This window comes from Vibrio sp. R10-SG-ISO4 (genome assembly GCF_059834135.1).
Genome location: NZ_JCBDHJ010000015.1, coordinates 15617 through 31358, shown reverse-complemented (window position 1 = coordinate 31358; position 15742 = coordinate 15617). Strand labels below are relative to the sequence as shown.

The following is a 15742-nucleotide window of genomic DNA, read 5'->3' as shown; positions in this document are numbered from 1 at the left end:
TACTAATCGGGCTGCACTGAAAGCTCATTAAGCCACATTGACGCCTCAACATTGCAGCCAATGATATCTTGGTCATTCACGTCTAGGGATCGACGAATCTGATCGATCTTATCCCACTCTGACGCTTCAATATATTCAAATAAATCAATTAACTGCCCCAAAGTCCCGCTTCGATAAATCAATGCTTGCTTAATGGTGCTATCTAAGTGGATATACTGCAAAGCCTCACGCATATCTATATCGAGAATGCCATCGATCAGAGACAGTAAACCGCAGAGGTATGCAAGATTTTTTAAGCTTGATCGACGCATATAATGCACCAGCAATTCCGACATTTTTGCTCTGTGTAATGACATGAGAAACAAAGCTTCTGGTTTTCCGGGCGCGAGTGAGGAGATCAATACGTAAGTTACAAACTTCTTCAACTTGTCTTCACCAAGATAAGCCACTGCCTGCTTGACGGATTGAATCGGCGCACGAAGCTTGCAACTACCGTTGATGAAGTTGAGAAGCTGGAGTGATAGGACCGGATTTTTAGCCACAATTCGGCTAATTTCGTCAAAATCAATAATATCTGCAGAGAGTTTCTCGGATAACGACATCAAGTCAGTAAATGACGCGTTAATTTTTCGACTCTTTATGATTTCCGGCTTTGTAAAAAAGTAGCCTTGAAAAAGTGTAAAGCCACACGCTTTGGCCCTTTCAAATTCGTCATTTGTCTCGACCTTCTCCGCAAGAAACATGATATCGAGATGTTTTAAACCCTCAATCATTAGCGCACTTTTGGGGATGGAGGTTTGCTGAATGTCGACTTTTATAATATCGATAAGCGGGTAAAACCGTTGCCAGTTCGAATCGAAAACATGATCATCTAATGCGATGGTGTAACCTGCTTTCTTAAGCTTGCTGAGCGCTTGAAACAACGTTTCGTCGGGCTGACACTGCTCTAATACTTCCACCACTAAAGAATCGCTGGGAAAGTCAAAAGGAACACCATCTATCAAGCAACTTTGGCTGAAATTGACAAACCCTTTGTAGGATTCCAACACTCTCGCTTTGTAACTGAGGAAGTGCTCCGCAAGCAACTTTCGCGTAGCCAAAGAGGAATCCATATGCACCGGAAAACCGTTGTGCTCACCGTCGCGGTACAAAAGTTCAAAGGCATGAGTCTCTCGATTACTATCTAAAATAGGCTGTCGTGCTATAAATGAGTAACTTGCGGATGCTAAACCCTGATCTTGTTTTTCCTTCGATGCGAGGTATTCCGATACTGCCATTGGTCGCCCTTTATCAACTTCGACGAACCGCTAAACAAATGGCTCCGTCGTTTGGTTCATATATCTCAGTTCAGCACGGGTTGCCGCTCCCGTGACCGAAATGCCCGTCGACTGAGCATCGACAAACACTCTTGAGGTCATCACCGCTTCACCGCTGTTAATGAATATTTCGACACTGGACGTGTCGACTAAAATCAGTAAACGAACGCTATCACTGGTCAGCGGCACTTCTCGACATTCATCTTGAGCGCGATTTTGCGTCTCACTGCGATCTAGTACCAACCGGCGGTGGTTAGCGTCTGCGGTCAAAGCTACCTTTTGCCCATGACCTTCGAAAAGGTTTAACGTCTGCCCCCATTGCAGTTCAACTTCTAGTTGATAGCTGTTTACGTCGAGACGCTGAGTTACATTAGACAATGTTAATGTACTGGAGATTATCATTAGCTGCATCAATTCTTCAACAGGCCATTGATACAATTTCCCATCCCTGTAAGTGAGCTCGCGTGGCGCCGTCAGTTGATGAACCCAACCGTGGTCACTGGATGGCTGATCCACCTCATCAGGTAAGCCCATCCAGCCACACATGACACGTCGACCATCAGGTGTTAACAACGTTTGGGGCGCATAGAAGTCAAAACCGTAATCTAGGTGTACAAAATCCTCCAACTGCAATTGCTGACCATCCCATGATGCGCGGGCAATGCCGTTATGGTGTGGAATGGTATTGAGAGGCGAGAACGATTCGATCCCCTGCGGGCCAAGTACAGCAAACGTCTCCCCACCGAGTTCAAACCAATCAGGGCACTCCCACATATAACCAAAATCGCCAAGCTCATCACCATGCAAAGCCGAGAAAGTCCAGTTGCGCAAGTCATCAGAGCGATACACCGCCAGGCGCCCCTTCAGATCGGTGGTTTGCGCACCGAGCAACATCAACCACTCCTGCTGGTGACGTATCACTTTGGGATCGCGAATATGGGCAGTCACGCCTGGTGGCAGCGAATCAATCACTGGGCCATGCTTGATGAAATGAATGCCATCGGTTGAAGTCGCAAGACACTGCGTGGTGTGCCGATCCCGCTGCTCATCAATCCGGGTGTTACCTGTGTAGAACAGCATTAATGTCTCATCATCACTCAGCGCATGACCCGAGAATACGCCATGACTGTCGAACCAATCCGATGGCGTCAATGCCACTGGCTGCCAATGCCAATTGACTAAGTCTTTACTGGTCAGGTGAGCCCAGTATTTGTCTTTGTGCACGCAACCAAACGGGTACCATTGATAGAAGAGGTGGTATTGCCCTTGATGATAAATAAAGCCATTTGGATCATTGAGAAGCCCTTGCGGCGGAGAAACGTGCCACTTAGGACGATATGAGCACGCGACAGGCACCATGGCCTCGCTGAGCGCTAGTTGCTGACGCTTTGCTATCTTTTGCCCAAGCTGGAGAAGCTCGGCTTCTATGTCTGAGGGACGAACAAAAGTTACTTGCCATTCGTCACCGACACGGCTTATGGCCTTGAGGTCGAGTTCATCTGACAAGCAATCCCTCTCTTTCACCGCAAAGATCAACCGACTATCGGGGATTAGGACTCGAAGGAGATTTTCTTCACCGCCACACAGCGCAACGTAGTATTCAAACGACATGGCTCAACACCTAAAATTTTGGGAACGTTTGCAAGATTAATCAAAAATGATGGTTTGAGCAAGCAATGAGTCCGTCATGAACCGCACTTCAGTGGTCGTTTTAAGGCTAAGTGCTTGATAGCATGTGTCCCAGTAGCCTAACTGAAGATAAAAATCTGAGTATCAAGGGATCAGCACGTCTCTCGATCAACCCGATGAAACGTTAATACCACTTTACTCATTTCTTGAGGTTGGCCTTCGATCAAATCGAGCAGTAGCTTGGCACCTTTTTCTCCCGCTTTATCAAAGGCATAACCAAAGGTAGATAAACTCGGTGATACCACATAGCCCAGTTCATCATTCCCCACTCCGAGCACTTTGATTTGCTCGCCAACTCGAATGCCACGCTCTTGCAAGGCCTTGATCGCGCCAACGGCAATGCGGTCCGTCGCACAAAATAGGCCATCCAATTGAGGGTATTGCTCGATAAGCGACGGGATCTGCGCATAACCCGAATCAACCGAAAACTCTCCATGACTATGGAACAGCAGAGGTTGTGCGCCGCGCATGCTTAGGGCTTGCTCTAAGCCTTGCGAACGCAAGCTATCGACAGCGATATCGGAGTCTCTTACCCCCATAAAGCCGATGTTTTTGCAGCCCACATCCAATAAGCGGTGACCCGCTTCAAAGCCCACGCGCAAATCATCGTGTACCACACTGGGTATGTTGAACAGAGAGCCATCTTGCCCGACAAGTACAACGGGAACGCGAGAGGCGCGGATAGCATCGACCAATTGCATGTCAATATGGGTCGCATAGAGCACAATACCCTCGACCCTCTTTTGATTAAACACCTGAATGTATTCAATTTCTTTTTCTGACAGCTGTTGAGAGCTCGCCAACAATACGTGTTTTCCTGCGGCATCAAACGCCGCGCTGATGCCATCAACACCGAGGGAAACAGCGTTTGATGACATACGAGGAACGATGACGCCCACCAAATTGGTTTTCTGCGATTTAAGGTCTTTGGCAACCTGATTCACCACATAACCGACCTCTTCGACTGCCTTCATCACTTTTTGCTTGGTGGCCTCTTTCACGCCATATTCATCATTAATGACTCGGGATACCGTCGATTTAGAGACGCCGGCTAACTTCGCGACGTCATGTAGGCTCGCCATCGGAATTCCTTGGGTTAACTTATTGGGATTGTTTGCAAAAATTAGCAAAAAACACCGCAAAAATCACTCTGCTCAAACGATTTAGCAAAAAATATAAACCGATCCATCTCACATAAACATCCAATATTCTTTGACTGAATAGGTTAAATCTCCAAAAATCCATATTGCAAACGTTCCCAAAGAGAACAAGCGAGAATTGTATATAATCAACAGTAACGAACCAAACTGGGGTCCGGAATGAATTATCCTAACATTGCAAAAGAGCTGCTCACGCTGCTAGGAGGCAAAGATAACCTCCAAGCACTCGCCCACTGCGCGACTCGTCTTCGCCTAGCATTGAAAGACGATTCGATAATCGATGAAGAGGCTATCGGCAATCTCGATGGCGTCAAAGGTCAGTTTAAAGTGGCAGGGCAATACCAAATTATCTTTGGCTCAGGCATCGTCAACCAAGTCTACGCAGAAATGGCGAAACTGACTGGCATGAGCGAAATGTCGACGTCGGACGTTGCCTCTGCGGGTGCACAAAAGCAGAACATCGTCCAACGCGCTGTTAAGGGGCTATCGGACATTTTTGTCCCTATCATCCCTGCCATTGTGGCGGGAGGTCTGTTGATGGGTCTGTTTAATGTGCTGACCGCGACAGGTCTGTTCATTGAAGGACAGTCACTCATTGACGCAAACCCAGGCCTCGCCGATCTTGCAAGTATGATTAACACTTTCGCCAATGCGCCTTTTGTTTACTTGCCAGTTCTTCTCGCTTTCTCTGCCAGTAAGAAATTTGGTGGTAACCCCTTCTTAGGCGCAGCACTGGGTATGTTGATGGTCCACCCAGATTTGCTCAATGGTTGGGGTTTTGGCGGCGCGAGCGTTGCAGGTACGATTCCGACTTGGAACATTTTTGGTTTTGAGATTCAGAAAGTCGGCTATCAAGGTTCGGTTCTGCCTGTACTCGTGTCAGCGTTCATCTTAGCGAAAGTCGAAAATGGCCTACGTTCGTTTATCCCATCTGTGTTGGATAACTTGCTGACACCCATGCTGGCAATCTTTATTACGGGCTTCCTGACGTTCACACTCGTTGGACCCATTACCCGCGATATCGGCTTCTTGCTCGGTGATGGCCTCAACTGGCTCTACGACTCGGCTGGCTTTATTGGCGGCGCGCTGTTTGGTTTTATTTACGCGCCGTTTGTTATCACCGGCATGCACCACAGCTTTATCGCTATTGAAACTCAACTATTGGCAGACATCGCTGTGACCGGTGGTACCTTCATCTTCCCGATTGCGGCAATGTCGAACGTCGCACAAGGTGCAGCGGCACTAGCGGTCGGCATCACCACCAAAGAGACAAAACTGAAAGGTATCGCAATGCCATCTGGTATTACAGCTCTGCTCGGTATTACCGAACCTGCAATGTTTGGTGTGAACCTCAAGCTACGCTACCCCTTCATCGCTGCCATCATTGGCGCAGCGGCGGCGAGTGCGTTTGTCACCTTATTCAATGTGAAAGCACAAGCATTGGGCGCAGCAGGACTACCGGGCATTATCTCAATCACCCCTGATAAGATTGGATACTATGTCGCCGGCATGGCTATCTCATTCGCTGTCGCCTTTGGTTTGACATTGGTACTCGGTGCGCGAGACAAAGCCAAAGCGGTGGCCACCGCGACGGCCTAACCTAACCCCTGTAGTCAAAACATGTTTTTGACGCCGAGCCTCGCCTGAGCGGGGCTCTTTTTTTGTGAGTTAAATGTCTTAAATAACAAAAAACGCCCCATATCATTGATAATGGGGCGTTTTGCTTTTTTCACTTGTGACCTATAGCCACACGAAATTAAGCGCTGATAGGGTATGCGTTGTCAAAGTTCTTACGGATAAACAATGCATGGCAATAACTTTGAAAGCCAAAACTGCAATAAATCGGGCGCTTGAATTCGTTGCACCAACGAATCCAAACATTGGTCTCTGTGCCTTGATTGTCCACCACGCCATCCCAAAGGAGCGTCTGAGAATTTTCTTGAGTTGGGGTGCACGCTAACCCCAACTGATCTAATGCTGTAAAAAACTTTTCCACAACTAACCCTTAATATTCAATTATCTGTATCTATTTCTGTCTTATCACCTTGGTGCAAACGTTTGCTTTTTGGGCAAAACTGTTGCGTCACCGATCTCATCGATACGCAACAACACACTTGGGGGGAGTGATAGTGTAACCTTCACTGAAGCACGAAACTCACGCTCAGCACACATATTTTGTCATACTATACAACATTATTGACAGTAATTTTTCTGCTTCCGTTGAGATGCAGAGCGATAGAGATAAAAAAGCCCGAAGCGAAGGAGTCGCTTCGGGCTCTCTATTACTCAGTCAATACGGACAATTAATCGCGCAAGCTCGCGCCAAACTTGTCCGAGATGTGCGCGACGATGGCGTCAACCGCACCGGCGATGTCCGCATCTTCGAGCGTACGCTCAACCGACTGCAAGGTCAGAGCGATGGCTAGGCTCTTCTTGCCTTCTTCAACGCCTTTACCAACGTAAACATCGAACAGTTTCGCGCCTTTCAAGAACTCACCACCTTGCTCTAGACATGCTGCAACGATGTCGCCAGAAGCGACGGCTTCGTCAACAACGACCGCGATGTCACGACGGTTTGATGGGAACTTAGAAAGCGCTACCGCTTCTGGAATCACTTTGGTGTTGATTGCAGACCATTCCACTTCGAATACGATAGTACGGCCGTTTAGACCAAACTTACGCTCTAGCTCTGGGTGAACGGTACCAATTACACCAACTTGCTTGCCATCAACGATGATAGCTGCAGATTGACCAGGGTGAAGCGCTGGGTTTGCGGCTTTGTCTTCAGCAGAAAGCGCTGCGAAAGAGTAAGCGGCTTCGTTAGCTGTTAGCTCAAGCACCGCTTCTAGGTCACCTTTCAGGTCAAAGAAATCAACTGTGTTGGTTTCGATGTCCCAGTGCTCTTCGCTGCGAGTACCTGCGATAACACCAGCAAGCATTGGCTCTTGGCGCATACCGTTTTCAGCAGACTCACAAGGGATAAAACGTAGGCCGTATTCGAATAGACGAACACGTGGCTGTTGACGCTTTTGGTTGTGAACCACAGTGTTGAGCAGGCCTTGAATTAAACCAAGACGCATTGCTGACATATCCGCAGAGATTGGGAATGGCAGGATGAGTGGCTCAACACCCGGAACGATCAGTTTTTGCTGCTCAGGCTCAACGAAGCTGTAAGTGATCGCTTCTTGGTAACCACGGTCAACAAGTAAGCTACGAACGCGTTTTAGCGGAATGTTCGCTTCAACGTGGTCGTGCATCTTAAGTGCTGCGGCTGGGTTTTGGTTAGGAATGTTATCGTAACCGTAGATACGACCGACTTCTTCAATTAGGTCTTGCTCGATAGCGATATCAAAACGCCATGTCGGTGCTGTTGCTGTCCAACCTGCATCTGTTGTTTCAACCGCTAAGCCAAGACGCTCTAGGATTTCAACGACATCGCTATCAGCAATGTGGTGACCTAGTAGGCTGTCTAGCTTAGTGCGACGTAGAGCTACTGTGTTTGCTTTTGGTAGGTCAGCTTCTGACTCTACAGCAACAACAGGTGCGACTTCACCGCCACAGATCTCAACAAGAAGTTCTGTTGCACGCTCCATTGCGCTAGCTTGTAGTGCGAAATCCACACCACGCTCAAAACGCATGGAAGAATCCGTGTGTAGACCGTAGCTACGCGCGCGGCCACGGATGTGGTCTGGTGCAAAGAATGCACACTCAAGTAGTACGTCTTTAGTCTCAGTCGTTACACCAGACTCTTCACCGCCAAAGATACCCGCAATAGCTAGAGCTTTGTTGTGGTCTGCAACCACTAGCGTATCTGCGTTTAGCTCAGCTTCGCTGCCGTCTAGAAGAGTAAGCTTTTCGCCTTGCTCTGCCATACGAACCACGATGCCACCTTCAATCTTAGCAAGATCGAATGCGTGCATTGGCTGGCCTTGCTCTAGCAGAACAAAGTTAGTGATGTCGACCACAGGGTCGATAGAGCGAATACCGCAGCGACGCAGTTTTTCTTGCACCCAAAGCGGCGTTTCAGCCTGAACGTTAACGTTTTTAACCACACGGCCAAGGTAGCGTGGACACGCCGCCGGCGCTTTCACTTCGATAGAGACTTGATCATCGATAACAGGAGCCACTGGGTTCACCGCTGGCTCAGTTACGTCAGCGCGGTTGAGAACGCCAACTTCACGCGCCATACCACGGATGCTGAAACAGTCCGCACGGTTCGCCGTTAGGTCTACGTCAACGGTTACATCGTCAAGACCTAGGAATTCTCGGAAATCAGTACCGATGACTGCGTCTTCTGCTAGCTCCATGATGCCATCAGATTCAACATCAATACCGAGCTCAGAAAATGAACACAGCATGCCGTGTGATGGTTGACCACGCAGCTTGGCTTTTTTGATTTTGAAATCGCCCGGTAGCACAGCGCCAACCGTTGCGACAGCCACTTTGATACCTTGGCGACAGTTCGACGCGCCACACACGATGTCTAGCAGCTCTTCTGCACCAACATCGACTTTAGTCACACGCAGTTTGTCCGCATCTGGGTGTTGACCACACTCAACCACTTTACCTACTTTAACGCCTGTGAAAGAACCAGCAACAGGTAGTACGTCGTCTACTTCTAGACCCGCCATTGTGATTTGGTGAGTAAGTTCGTCAGTCGAGACTGAAGGGTTTACCCACTCACGAAGCCATGATTCGCTAAATTTCATAGTGATGTATCCCCTGGATTACTTGAACTGTTTAAGGAAACGAAGATCGTTCTCAAAGAACGCACGCAAGTCGTTGACGCCGTAGCGCAGCATAGTCAAACGCTCGACACCCATACCAAATGCAAATCCAGAGTATTTCTCCGCATCGATACCAACGCTGCGAAGTACGTTCGGGTGAACCATACCACAACCGAGAACTTCCAACCATTTGCCATTTTTGCCCATTACATCCACTTCCGCTGAAGGCTCAGTAAACGGGAAGTAAGATGGACGGAAACGTACCTGAACCTCTTCTTCGAAGAAGTTGCATAGGAAGTCGTGCAGGATGCCTTTTAACTGAGCAAAGTTGACGTTTTCATCCACCAGCATGCCTTCCACTTGGTGGAACATTGGCGTGTGCGTTTGGTCATAGTCATTACGGTAAACACGGCCAGGTGCAATGAAACGGAAAGGAGGCTGACCGTTTTCCATTGTACGAATCTGTACACCCGATGTGTGAGTACGCAGCATCAAATCAGGATTGAAGAAGAAGGTGTCGTGATCCGTACGTGCTGGGTGATCCTCTGCAATGTTCAAGGCATCAAAGTTGTGGAAAGCGTCTTCAATTTCAGGACCAGACTCAACATTGAATCCTAGCTCGCCAAAGAACTGCTCGATACGCTCAACCGTACGAGTCACCGGGTGCAAACCACCGTTTTCGATGCGACGACCAGGGAGTGTCACGTCGATGGTTTCAGCGGCCAGTTTCTCTTCTAGCTCTGCGCGTTGAAGGGCATCTTTACGCGCCGCGATAGCTTGTTGAACCACACCTTTCGCTTTGTTGATCTCTTGACCCGCTTCGCGACGTTCTTCCGGTGGCAGTTTACCTAGGCTTTGAAGTTGAGCCGTTAGCTCACCTTTTTTTCCTAGGTATTGAACACGCACTTCATCAAGTGCGACAAGCGATGTCGCAGCATCAATGGCTGCGTTCGCATTAGCAATGATCTCTTGTAGATGTTGCATCGTTTCCTCATTACCCTATGTCGGTCAATCACAACCGCCATAAGTGGTAGTGTCCATAAGGTTCCCAAAAGGGATTGTGGGCATTTTCAAATAGCTGTACATAGTAACGAATGCCAAGGTCAAATCCAAACCGAAATCGTGATAATTACTGCCTTTGAATGAAAATTCGCCCCAAGCCTTGATAAAACTCTATTTAAGCCTATCGTAGGTAACACACATTTAAACGAACAAGGAATCAGAATTGGACACACCGAGCTATACCAGCACTCCAGACCATACCATCACCCCAATCACAGCGGAACATAACGACGCAATCTGCCATATTATCAAACGTGTCGGGCAAGAGTTCGGCGCGATTGGGGAAGGCTTTGGCCCTTCCGATGCCGAAGTGCTCGCCATGAGTGAGCACTACCGACCGAGCGAACGCAGCCTCTACTTGGTCGCTCTCTCAGATGGCAAAGTCGTTGGTGGGTGTGGTTTGGCGCCGTTTGGCCAATCCGCTACGCGCTGTGAACTGAAGAAACTGTTTCTATTACCTGAAACTCGCGGTCTCGGAATCGGCAAAGCGTTGGCGTTGCAATGTTTGGCGTTCGCTCAATCCGCCGGATTTGAAGAGTGCTATCTCGACACTCTCGCAAGCATGACGCAAGCCATCGCTCTGTATGAATCCTTAGGCTTTACACACTTATCCGAGCCAATGGACGAAACAGAGCACAACGGCTGCGACGTATGGATGCTAAAATCATTCATAACGGACTAGTTTTCGGCTCTAACTCAGAGGACGATGTATGACCAAGCTATTTCTCACGCGCGCTTTTTTAATCTGTACACTTGCTCCACTGAACGTCACTTACGCCACTGCGCAAGCGTCAGAGAACGAGTGGCAAGCCAATCTTATCGTCTCCGGGCTCAACGTCCCTTGGGGAATCGCCGCTGTCGATGACACCACCTTACTTATCAGCCAGAGAAATGGCGAAATCGGTCAAGTGAATCTCAACACTCAGCGCTACACGGCCATCCATCAAGTCAGCGATGTGGCGGTGTCGGGACAAGGTGGATTGTTGGATGTCGCCCGTTCGCCTTTCGAGAGCGAACGTTACTACTTTACCTTCACTAAGCGTGTCGGCGATGCGCTTGAAACCGCACTGGCAACTGCAACGATTCAAGCGGGTAAACTCAGCCAGTGGCGTGAACTGCTCGTGACAAAATCTGGCTCTGATACCGGTCGCCATTTTGGCAGTCGGATTACCTTTGATGACCAATACCTTTACCTCTCCATTGGCGACCGTGGTGAGCGGCCCAATGGTCAAGACCGTTCCACGCATGCAGGTTCGATACTAAGGCTTCATCTCGATGGTTCAGCCCCAAAAGACAACCCTTTTATTACCGAGAAGGACGCGCAAGCAGAAATTTGGAGCTATGGTCACCGAAATCCCCAAGGACTGTTTTACGACGGCCCAAGTCAAACACTCTGGTCTATAGAGCATGGGCCACGTGGCGGCGATGAAATAAATCTGATAGAAAAAGGCGCGAATTATGGTTGGCCTATCACATCGCACGGCAAAGAGTATTGGGGGCCGCTTGCGGTGGGTGAAGCTGAAGAAGCGCCCGGCGTAACCTCTCCCCGAAAAGTGTATGTCCCTTCTATCGCACCTGGCTCGTTAGTGCTGTATCGCGGCGAGGCCTTTCCTGAGCTGGATGGCAAACTTCTCGCTGGGGCTTTAAAACTCACCCATATCAACGTATTGACCTTGCAAAACAACAACATCATCGAAGAGACGCGCTTACTGGAGTCTTTAGGTGAACGTATCCGAGATATCGAAGTGCTCCCCAACGGAGGCATCGTGTTTAGTACAGACAGCGGAAAACTGTTTCAACTGACTAAGCCTTAGAACGCTGGGTGCCTGCGCCGCAGCTAAATCCGCTACAAGTTAAGACGGTGATAATATTCACTGGCAAGGACGATCACCAAAAACCAAAAAGCCCCAGCATTTCTGCTAGGGCTTTATAAACTGGAGCGACACACGAGGTTCGAACTCGTGACCTCAACCTTGGCAAGGTTGCGCTCTACCAACTGAGCTAGTGTCGCATAGTTTGCTAATAACTTAGCGTTAGATGGTGCCCCGGGCCGGACTTGAACCGGCACAGCGCGAACGCCGAGGGATTTTAAATCCCTTGTGTCTACCAATTCCACCACCAGGGCACACAAATCTAAATTTGTTATGCCGTTACGGAAACGTAACACACCATCTAGATATCGAATTATCGCTATCTGAAAATTTGGAGCGACACACGAGGTTCGAACTCGTGACCTCAACCTTGGCAAGGTTGCGCTCTACCAACTGAGCTAGTGTCGCAAATGGAGGCGCGTCCCGGAGTCGAACCGAGGTCCACGGATTTGCAATCCGCTGCATAGCCACTCTGCCAACGCGCCTTCGTTGTACCAAGTTAAGCTGCTTGCTTGCTGCCTTCCTCTTGGGTACGGAATGCATTCTACGGATTCGAACTTGTTCGTCAACACTAATTTTTATTTTTTGAATCGTTTGTCTAATTTACCGCCAAAACTTTCAAAATTAACTATTTTCTGTTCAATTTCCGCCAATTCTTCACCTTGTTTCTGTCTGTTTCGTTGTCAATCAGATCGACACCAACTGTGCGCTAGGCCCCGTACCCTCTTGCACAGAGCGTGAGCCAAGAAACAAAATCTTGCTTTGCTGCTCGTTCGGCACTGAGTTCTATATAGAATGAAGTTCTAAAAAGAATATGGCGGAGAGACAAGCCCCAATGCAGCAACCAGACAACCTTATTCCAACGCGACCGACGCTGGGTATCATCATGCCGGTGCTGAGTGGATTTTACATGGGTGAGATAAACGCGACCCTCAGGCAGCTTGCCTTTGAGAACAATATCAACCTGATGTTTATTCGCAGTGGCGATCATCCAGAGTTCGATTTACCCGTCGGTTTTCAGCATTTAGATGGCCTCATTGTATTGCTCGGTGGCGCCAGTGAACGTTTGGTTGAACATGCCCTCTCTCTCAACATTCCCGTCCTTTCAATGGGTGGACATTATTCATTGGACGTTGAACACTTTTTTAGCGACCAAGCTCAGGGAATCACCGCCCTCTACCAGCATCTCACCTCACTTGGTCACCGCCAGATAGGCTTTTGTGGCGATTTTACCGTTGATGACATTCGACAACGTTTCTCTGCCTATAAAACCATCCAACAGGCCTATGGTCACCCTGCCAGTCAAGCGATGATCTTCGAAGTCAACAACTGCTCGCTGGCCGGCGGCCGTGAAGCAGCGGTGCTTTATCAACAGCGCCAATCACCATGTAGCGCGATTATTTGTGCCACTGACCACAATGCGATCGGAATGATAGAACAGCTTGAACACATGGGCCTAAATGTACCACAGGAAATCGCGGTGGTTGGCGTAGACAATGTCTTTCTTGGCGACCACACTACCCCGCCGCTCACCACTGTCGACCAGCGGCTTGAGACGCTCACTCGAGATGCCTTCTTTCGTGCCCTTAAACGGATGCAAGGTGCACCCTATTCAAGAATCAGCACATCGCTCGAGCAACAGTTGATTGTGCGGCGCTCTTGTGGCGTTAAGCCTCGTGAAGGTCTCAAGGCCATCGACCCCACCCTTGGCTCTCCGATTCGCCAAGCTTTACTGACCAATGAAGGGCGATCGTCGTTTGAGATTTTCGAAAACTTTTATTCCCTCGCTCAAGAGGGCTTCTCTGCCATCTTAGATGCCCAGAGTATCTACAACAGTCCGCTCGCTTGGGCATGTTTAGCCACAGGGCGTCATGGTGAGTACCACGTCGACAGTTGGGCTGAGAAAGGGATGACACATCCTAGCACGTTGGATAGTCAACATCGTATCAGCGACGGGATCGAGAGTTTTCCGTTTATCCAACACGATACCCACTACATTGCCACCATCATCCCGATCGCCACCGGAACCCAGCAGCAGTGGAAACTGGTGTCGGTTGTGGACGCCATCAGTGACGAAGTCAACATTCACTCGATGGCGATGTTCAATAACTATTTAGATATGCTGGCGCTGTTTATCGAGCGTGACGCACTGATTGCCACCAGCAAACACAACGAGCAACAATCACAGCAACTGCTCGAACAACTTGAAGTGGTGTCCAATAGTTCAAACGATGGTATTTGGGAGTGGGATATCGCTGCTAACCATTTTCGCCTCAATGGTCGTTTACTGGCGATGGTGGGTATAGAGACCAGCCGAACTAGCGGCGTCTACCCTCTCGAACAGGTCATCGACTTAGCTCACCATGAAGATAGAGACACGCTAAAGCAAGCGCTCAAGCAGCATCTACGCGATCAAACCCCTTTCAAGTTGGAATTTCGCTTAAAAAGTTCGAAAGGTGAGATATTGTGGGTCAATGCGGCTGGTTCCGCCCTATATAATGCGCAGGGTCGCGCGGTGAAAATGATCGGCTCGGTCACCGATGTCACCGAGCGCCGAGTGAGCGCGGAAAAAATCCGTCAAATGGCCTATTACGACGCTCTAACAGGCGTAGCGAACCGCCGCAAGATCATTGAAGTCATGAACAGCCAACTTGCCGCCCTACCTACACAGCCCAAAGCGGTCATGTTGATGGATTTAAATCGCTTTAAATTCATCAACGATACTTTTGGTCATCATGTCGGTGACGCCTTGTTACAACATGTCACGCAACAAATACAAAGCACATTAGCCGCGACACATCGCATCGCCCGACTCGGGGGTGATGAGTTCTTACTCTTTTGCGATGTGGCAAACCGCGAACAAGCGCTGGCGCTCGCCAGTGATATGTTGGACGTCATCAAAAAACCGCTGCACTGCGAAGAGATTGAGTTGGTCGCCAGCGGCAGTATTGGCATTGCCATGTATCCGTGGGATGCGACAACGCCCGATGATCTCATCAAGCGGGCAGACATTGCCATGTACCAAGCCAAGCGCCAAGGTGCAACACAGCCCGCCTGCTATCGCCAACAAGACGAAGAATCCCTGTTTGATAAAGTGACCATGGAGCATCACCTCAAGCTCGCGATTGAAAACCGCGAAATCGTCATGCACTACCAACCGCTGTTTTCCCCAACGGACAATCACTTTACCGCTGTGGAAGCCTTGGCGCGTTGGCACTCACCGCAGCTTGGACACGTTACGCCGCATCAATTCATTCGTCTCGCGGAGGAAATCAACCTGATTGGTGCACTGGGTAAGCATCTGATTCATCAGGTGTGTCGCGACATTAAACAGTCCGTCAGCCTTAGCCGCTACCAGCATGTCTCTGTCAACTTGAGTGCAAAGCAATTAATCCAACCCGACTTCGCCCATGAGCTGATCACCATCATTCATCACCACCACCTTCCTGTCAGCCGCTTTTGTTTTGAGGTCACAGAAACCGCCGCCATCACAGATTTCGACGCCTGCTTACAAGCGCTCACCACCTTGAGCCAAGCGGGTGCGAAGATCTCACTCGATGATTTCGGCGCCGGCTTCTCCTCTCTCTCTTTACTGCAAAAACTGCCGATTGATGAGATAAAAATTGACCGTTCGTTTGTCAAAGACATCGTGTTTAACGACAACGACCTTAATTTTGTCTCGACCATCGTCGTGATGGCGAGAGGGCTTGGGCTGCGCGTCGTGGTAGAGGGCGTGGAAACCACCGCGCATTTGGATAAACTCACCAAACTGGATGTGGATTTCTTGCAAGGCTACTGTTTTGCTATGCCAAGCCCTATAGATCAACTCAGTCACTACGTTCCGGCGCAACAACCCGCCTTCACGAAACCGTCAGCATTAGAAACAACACAGCCCGTCGATTGACGGGCTGTGTTGT

At 49.2% G+C, this 15742-nt stretch carries 10 protein-coding genes and 4 tRNA genes; 4 read left to right on the top strand and 10 right to left on the bottom strand.

Annotated features, from left to right (window positions below):
* Positions 1–2: 2 nt before the first annotated feature.
* From AC6R03_RS08915 to AC6R03_RS08905, 3 genes are all read right to left on the bottom strand, one after another.
* Positions 3–1277, bottom strand: coding sequence for an EAL and HDOD domain-containing protein (locus tag AC6R03_RS08915; RefSeq protein ID WP_500631576.1), 1275 nt, complete (start codon positions 1275–1277; stop codon positions 3–5).
* A gap of 30 nt (positions 1278–1307) precedes the next feature.
* Entirely contained in the window at positions 1308–2927 is a 1620-nt protein-coding gene (locus AC6R03_RS08910; RefSeq protein ID WP_500629370.1) for a glycoside hydrolase family 32 protein, read from the bottom strand.
* Between the two features lie 170 nt (positions 2928–3097).
* Positions 3098–4087, bottom strand: a complete 990-nt coding sequence (locus AC6R03_RS08905; RefSeq protein WP_500629371.1) for a LacI family DNA-binding transcriptional regulator — start codon at positions 4085–4087, stop codon at positions 3098–3100.
* 237 nt (positions 4088–4324) lie between these two features.
* Here AC6R03_RS08905 and AC6R03_RS08900 point away from each other — a divergent pair, with 237 nt between their 5' ends.
* Positions 4325–5764, top strand: a complete 1440-nt coding sequence (locus AC6R03_RS08900) for a sucrose-specific PTS transporter subunit IIBC (RefSeq protein ID WP_500626853.1) — start codon at positions 4325–4327, stop codon at positions 5762–5764.
* 157 nt (positions 5765–5921) lie between these two features.
* Here the strand turns inward: AC6R03_RS08900 and AC6R03_RS08895 are convergent, their stop codons facing one another.
* The 3 genes from AC6R03_RS08895 to pheS form a co-directional block, all read right to left on the bottom strand.
* The gene (locus AC6R03_RS08895) at positions 5922–6161 is read right to left on the bottom strand and encodes a hypothetical protein (protein ID WP_334550651.1); all 240 of its coding nucleotides are present in this window, start codon (positions 6159–6161) and stop codon (positions 5922–5924) included.
* Positions 6162–6468: 307 nt separating this feature from the next.
* Positions 6469–8874: a phenylalanine--tRNA ligase subunit beta gene (pheT, locus tag AC6R03_RS08890; RefSeq protein WP_500631577.1), complete on the bottom strand. Its 2406-nt coding sequence runs from the start codon at positions 8872–8874 to the stop codon at positions 6469–6471.
* A gap of 18 nt (positions 8875–8892) precedes the next feature.
* Positions 8893–9876 carry a phenylalanine--tRNA ligase subunit alpha gene (gene pheS / locus AC6R03_RS08885; RefSeq protein WP_334550655.1) on the bottom strand — a complete coding sequence of 328 codons (984 nt, stop codon included), beginning with the start codon at positions 9874–9876 and terminating at the stop codon, positions 8893–8895.
* 241 nt (positions 9877–10117) lie between these two features.
* Between pheS and AC6R03_RS08880 the strand changes: the two genes are divergently transcribed.
* Positions 10118–10636 carry a GNAT family N-acetyltransferase gene (locus AC6R03_RS08880; protein WP_500629373.1) on the top strand — a complete coding sequence of 173 codons (519 nt, stop codon included), beginning with the start codon at positions 10118–10120 and terminating at the stop codon, positions 10634–10636.
* A 28-nt stretch (positions 10637–10664) separates the two neighbouring features.
* Positions 10665–11768 carry a PQQ-dependent sugar dehydrogenase gene (locus AC6R03_RS08875; RefSeq protein ID WP_500629374.1) on the top strand — a complete coding sequence of 368 codons (1104 nt, stop codon included), beginning with the start codon at positions 10665–10667 and terminating at the stop codon, positions 11766–11768.
* A 121-nt stretch (positions 11769–11889) separates the two neighbouring features.
* Here the strand turns inward: AC6R03_RS08875 and AC6R03_RS08870 are convergent.
* From AC6R03_RS08870 to AC6R03_RS08855, 4 genes are all read right to left on the bottom strand, one after another.
* Positions 11890–11965: transfer RNA gene (locus AC6R03_RS08870), tRNA-Gly, on the bottom strand.
* Between the two features lie 27 nt (positions 11966–11992).
* Positions 11993–12079 (bottom strand) — tRNA-Leu (locus tag AC6R03_RS08865).
* A gap of 78 nt (positions 12080–12157) precedes the next feature.
* Positions 12158–12233, bottom strand: a tRNA-Gly gene (locus tag AC6R03_RS08860).
* 3 nt (positions 12234–12236) lie between these two features.
* A tRNA-Cys gene (locus AC6R03_RS08855) sits at positions 12237–12310 on the bottom strand.
* Between the two features lie 329 nt (positions 12311–12639).
* Here AC6R03_RS08855 and AC6R03_RS08850 point away from each other — a divergent pair.
* Complete coding sequence (locus tag AC6R03_RS08850) at positions 12640–15729, top strand: EAL domain-containing protein (protein ID WP_500631578.1); 3090 nt, start codon at positions 12640–12642, stop codon at positions 15727–15729.
* Positions 15730–15742: the final 13 nt, after the last annotated feature.

Coding starts and splice junctions, on each gene's coding strand:
- AC6R03_RS08915 (WP_500631576.1), bottom strand. CDS start 1,277: ATGGCAGTATCGGAATACCTCGCATCGAAGGAAAAACAAGATCAGGGT.
- AC6R03_RS08910 (WP_500629370.1), bottom strand. CDS start 2,927: ATGTCGTTTGAATACTACGTTGCGCTGTGTGGCGGTGAAGAAAATCTC.
- AC6R03_RS08905 (WP_500629371.1), bottom strand. CDS start 4,087: ATGGCGAGCCTACATGACGTCGCGAAGTTAGCCGGCGTCTCTAAATCG.
- AC6R03_RS08900 (WP_500626853.1), top strand. CDS start 4,325: ATGAATTATCCTAACATTGCAAAAGAGCTGCTCACGCTGCTAGGAGGC.
- pheT (WP_500631577.1), bottom strand. CDS start 8,874: ATGAAATTTAGCGAATCATGGCTTCGTGAGTGGGTAAACCCTTCAGTC.
- pheS (WP_334550655.1), bottom strand. CDS start 9,876: ATGCAACATCTACAAGAGATCATTGCTAATGCGAACGCAGCCATTGAT.
- AC6R03_RS08875 (WP_500629374.1), top strand. CDS start 10,665: ATGACCAAGCTATTTCTCACGCGCGCTTTTTTAATCTGTACACTTGCT.
- AC6R03_RS08850 (WP_500631578.1), top strand. CDS start 12,640: ATGGCGGAGAGACAAGCCCCAATGCAGCAACCAGACAACCTTATTCCA.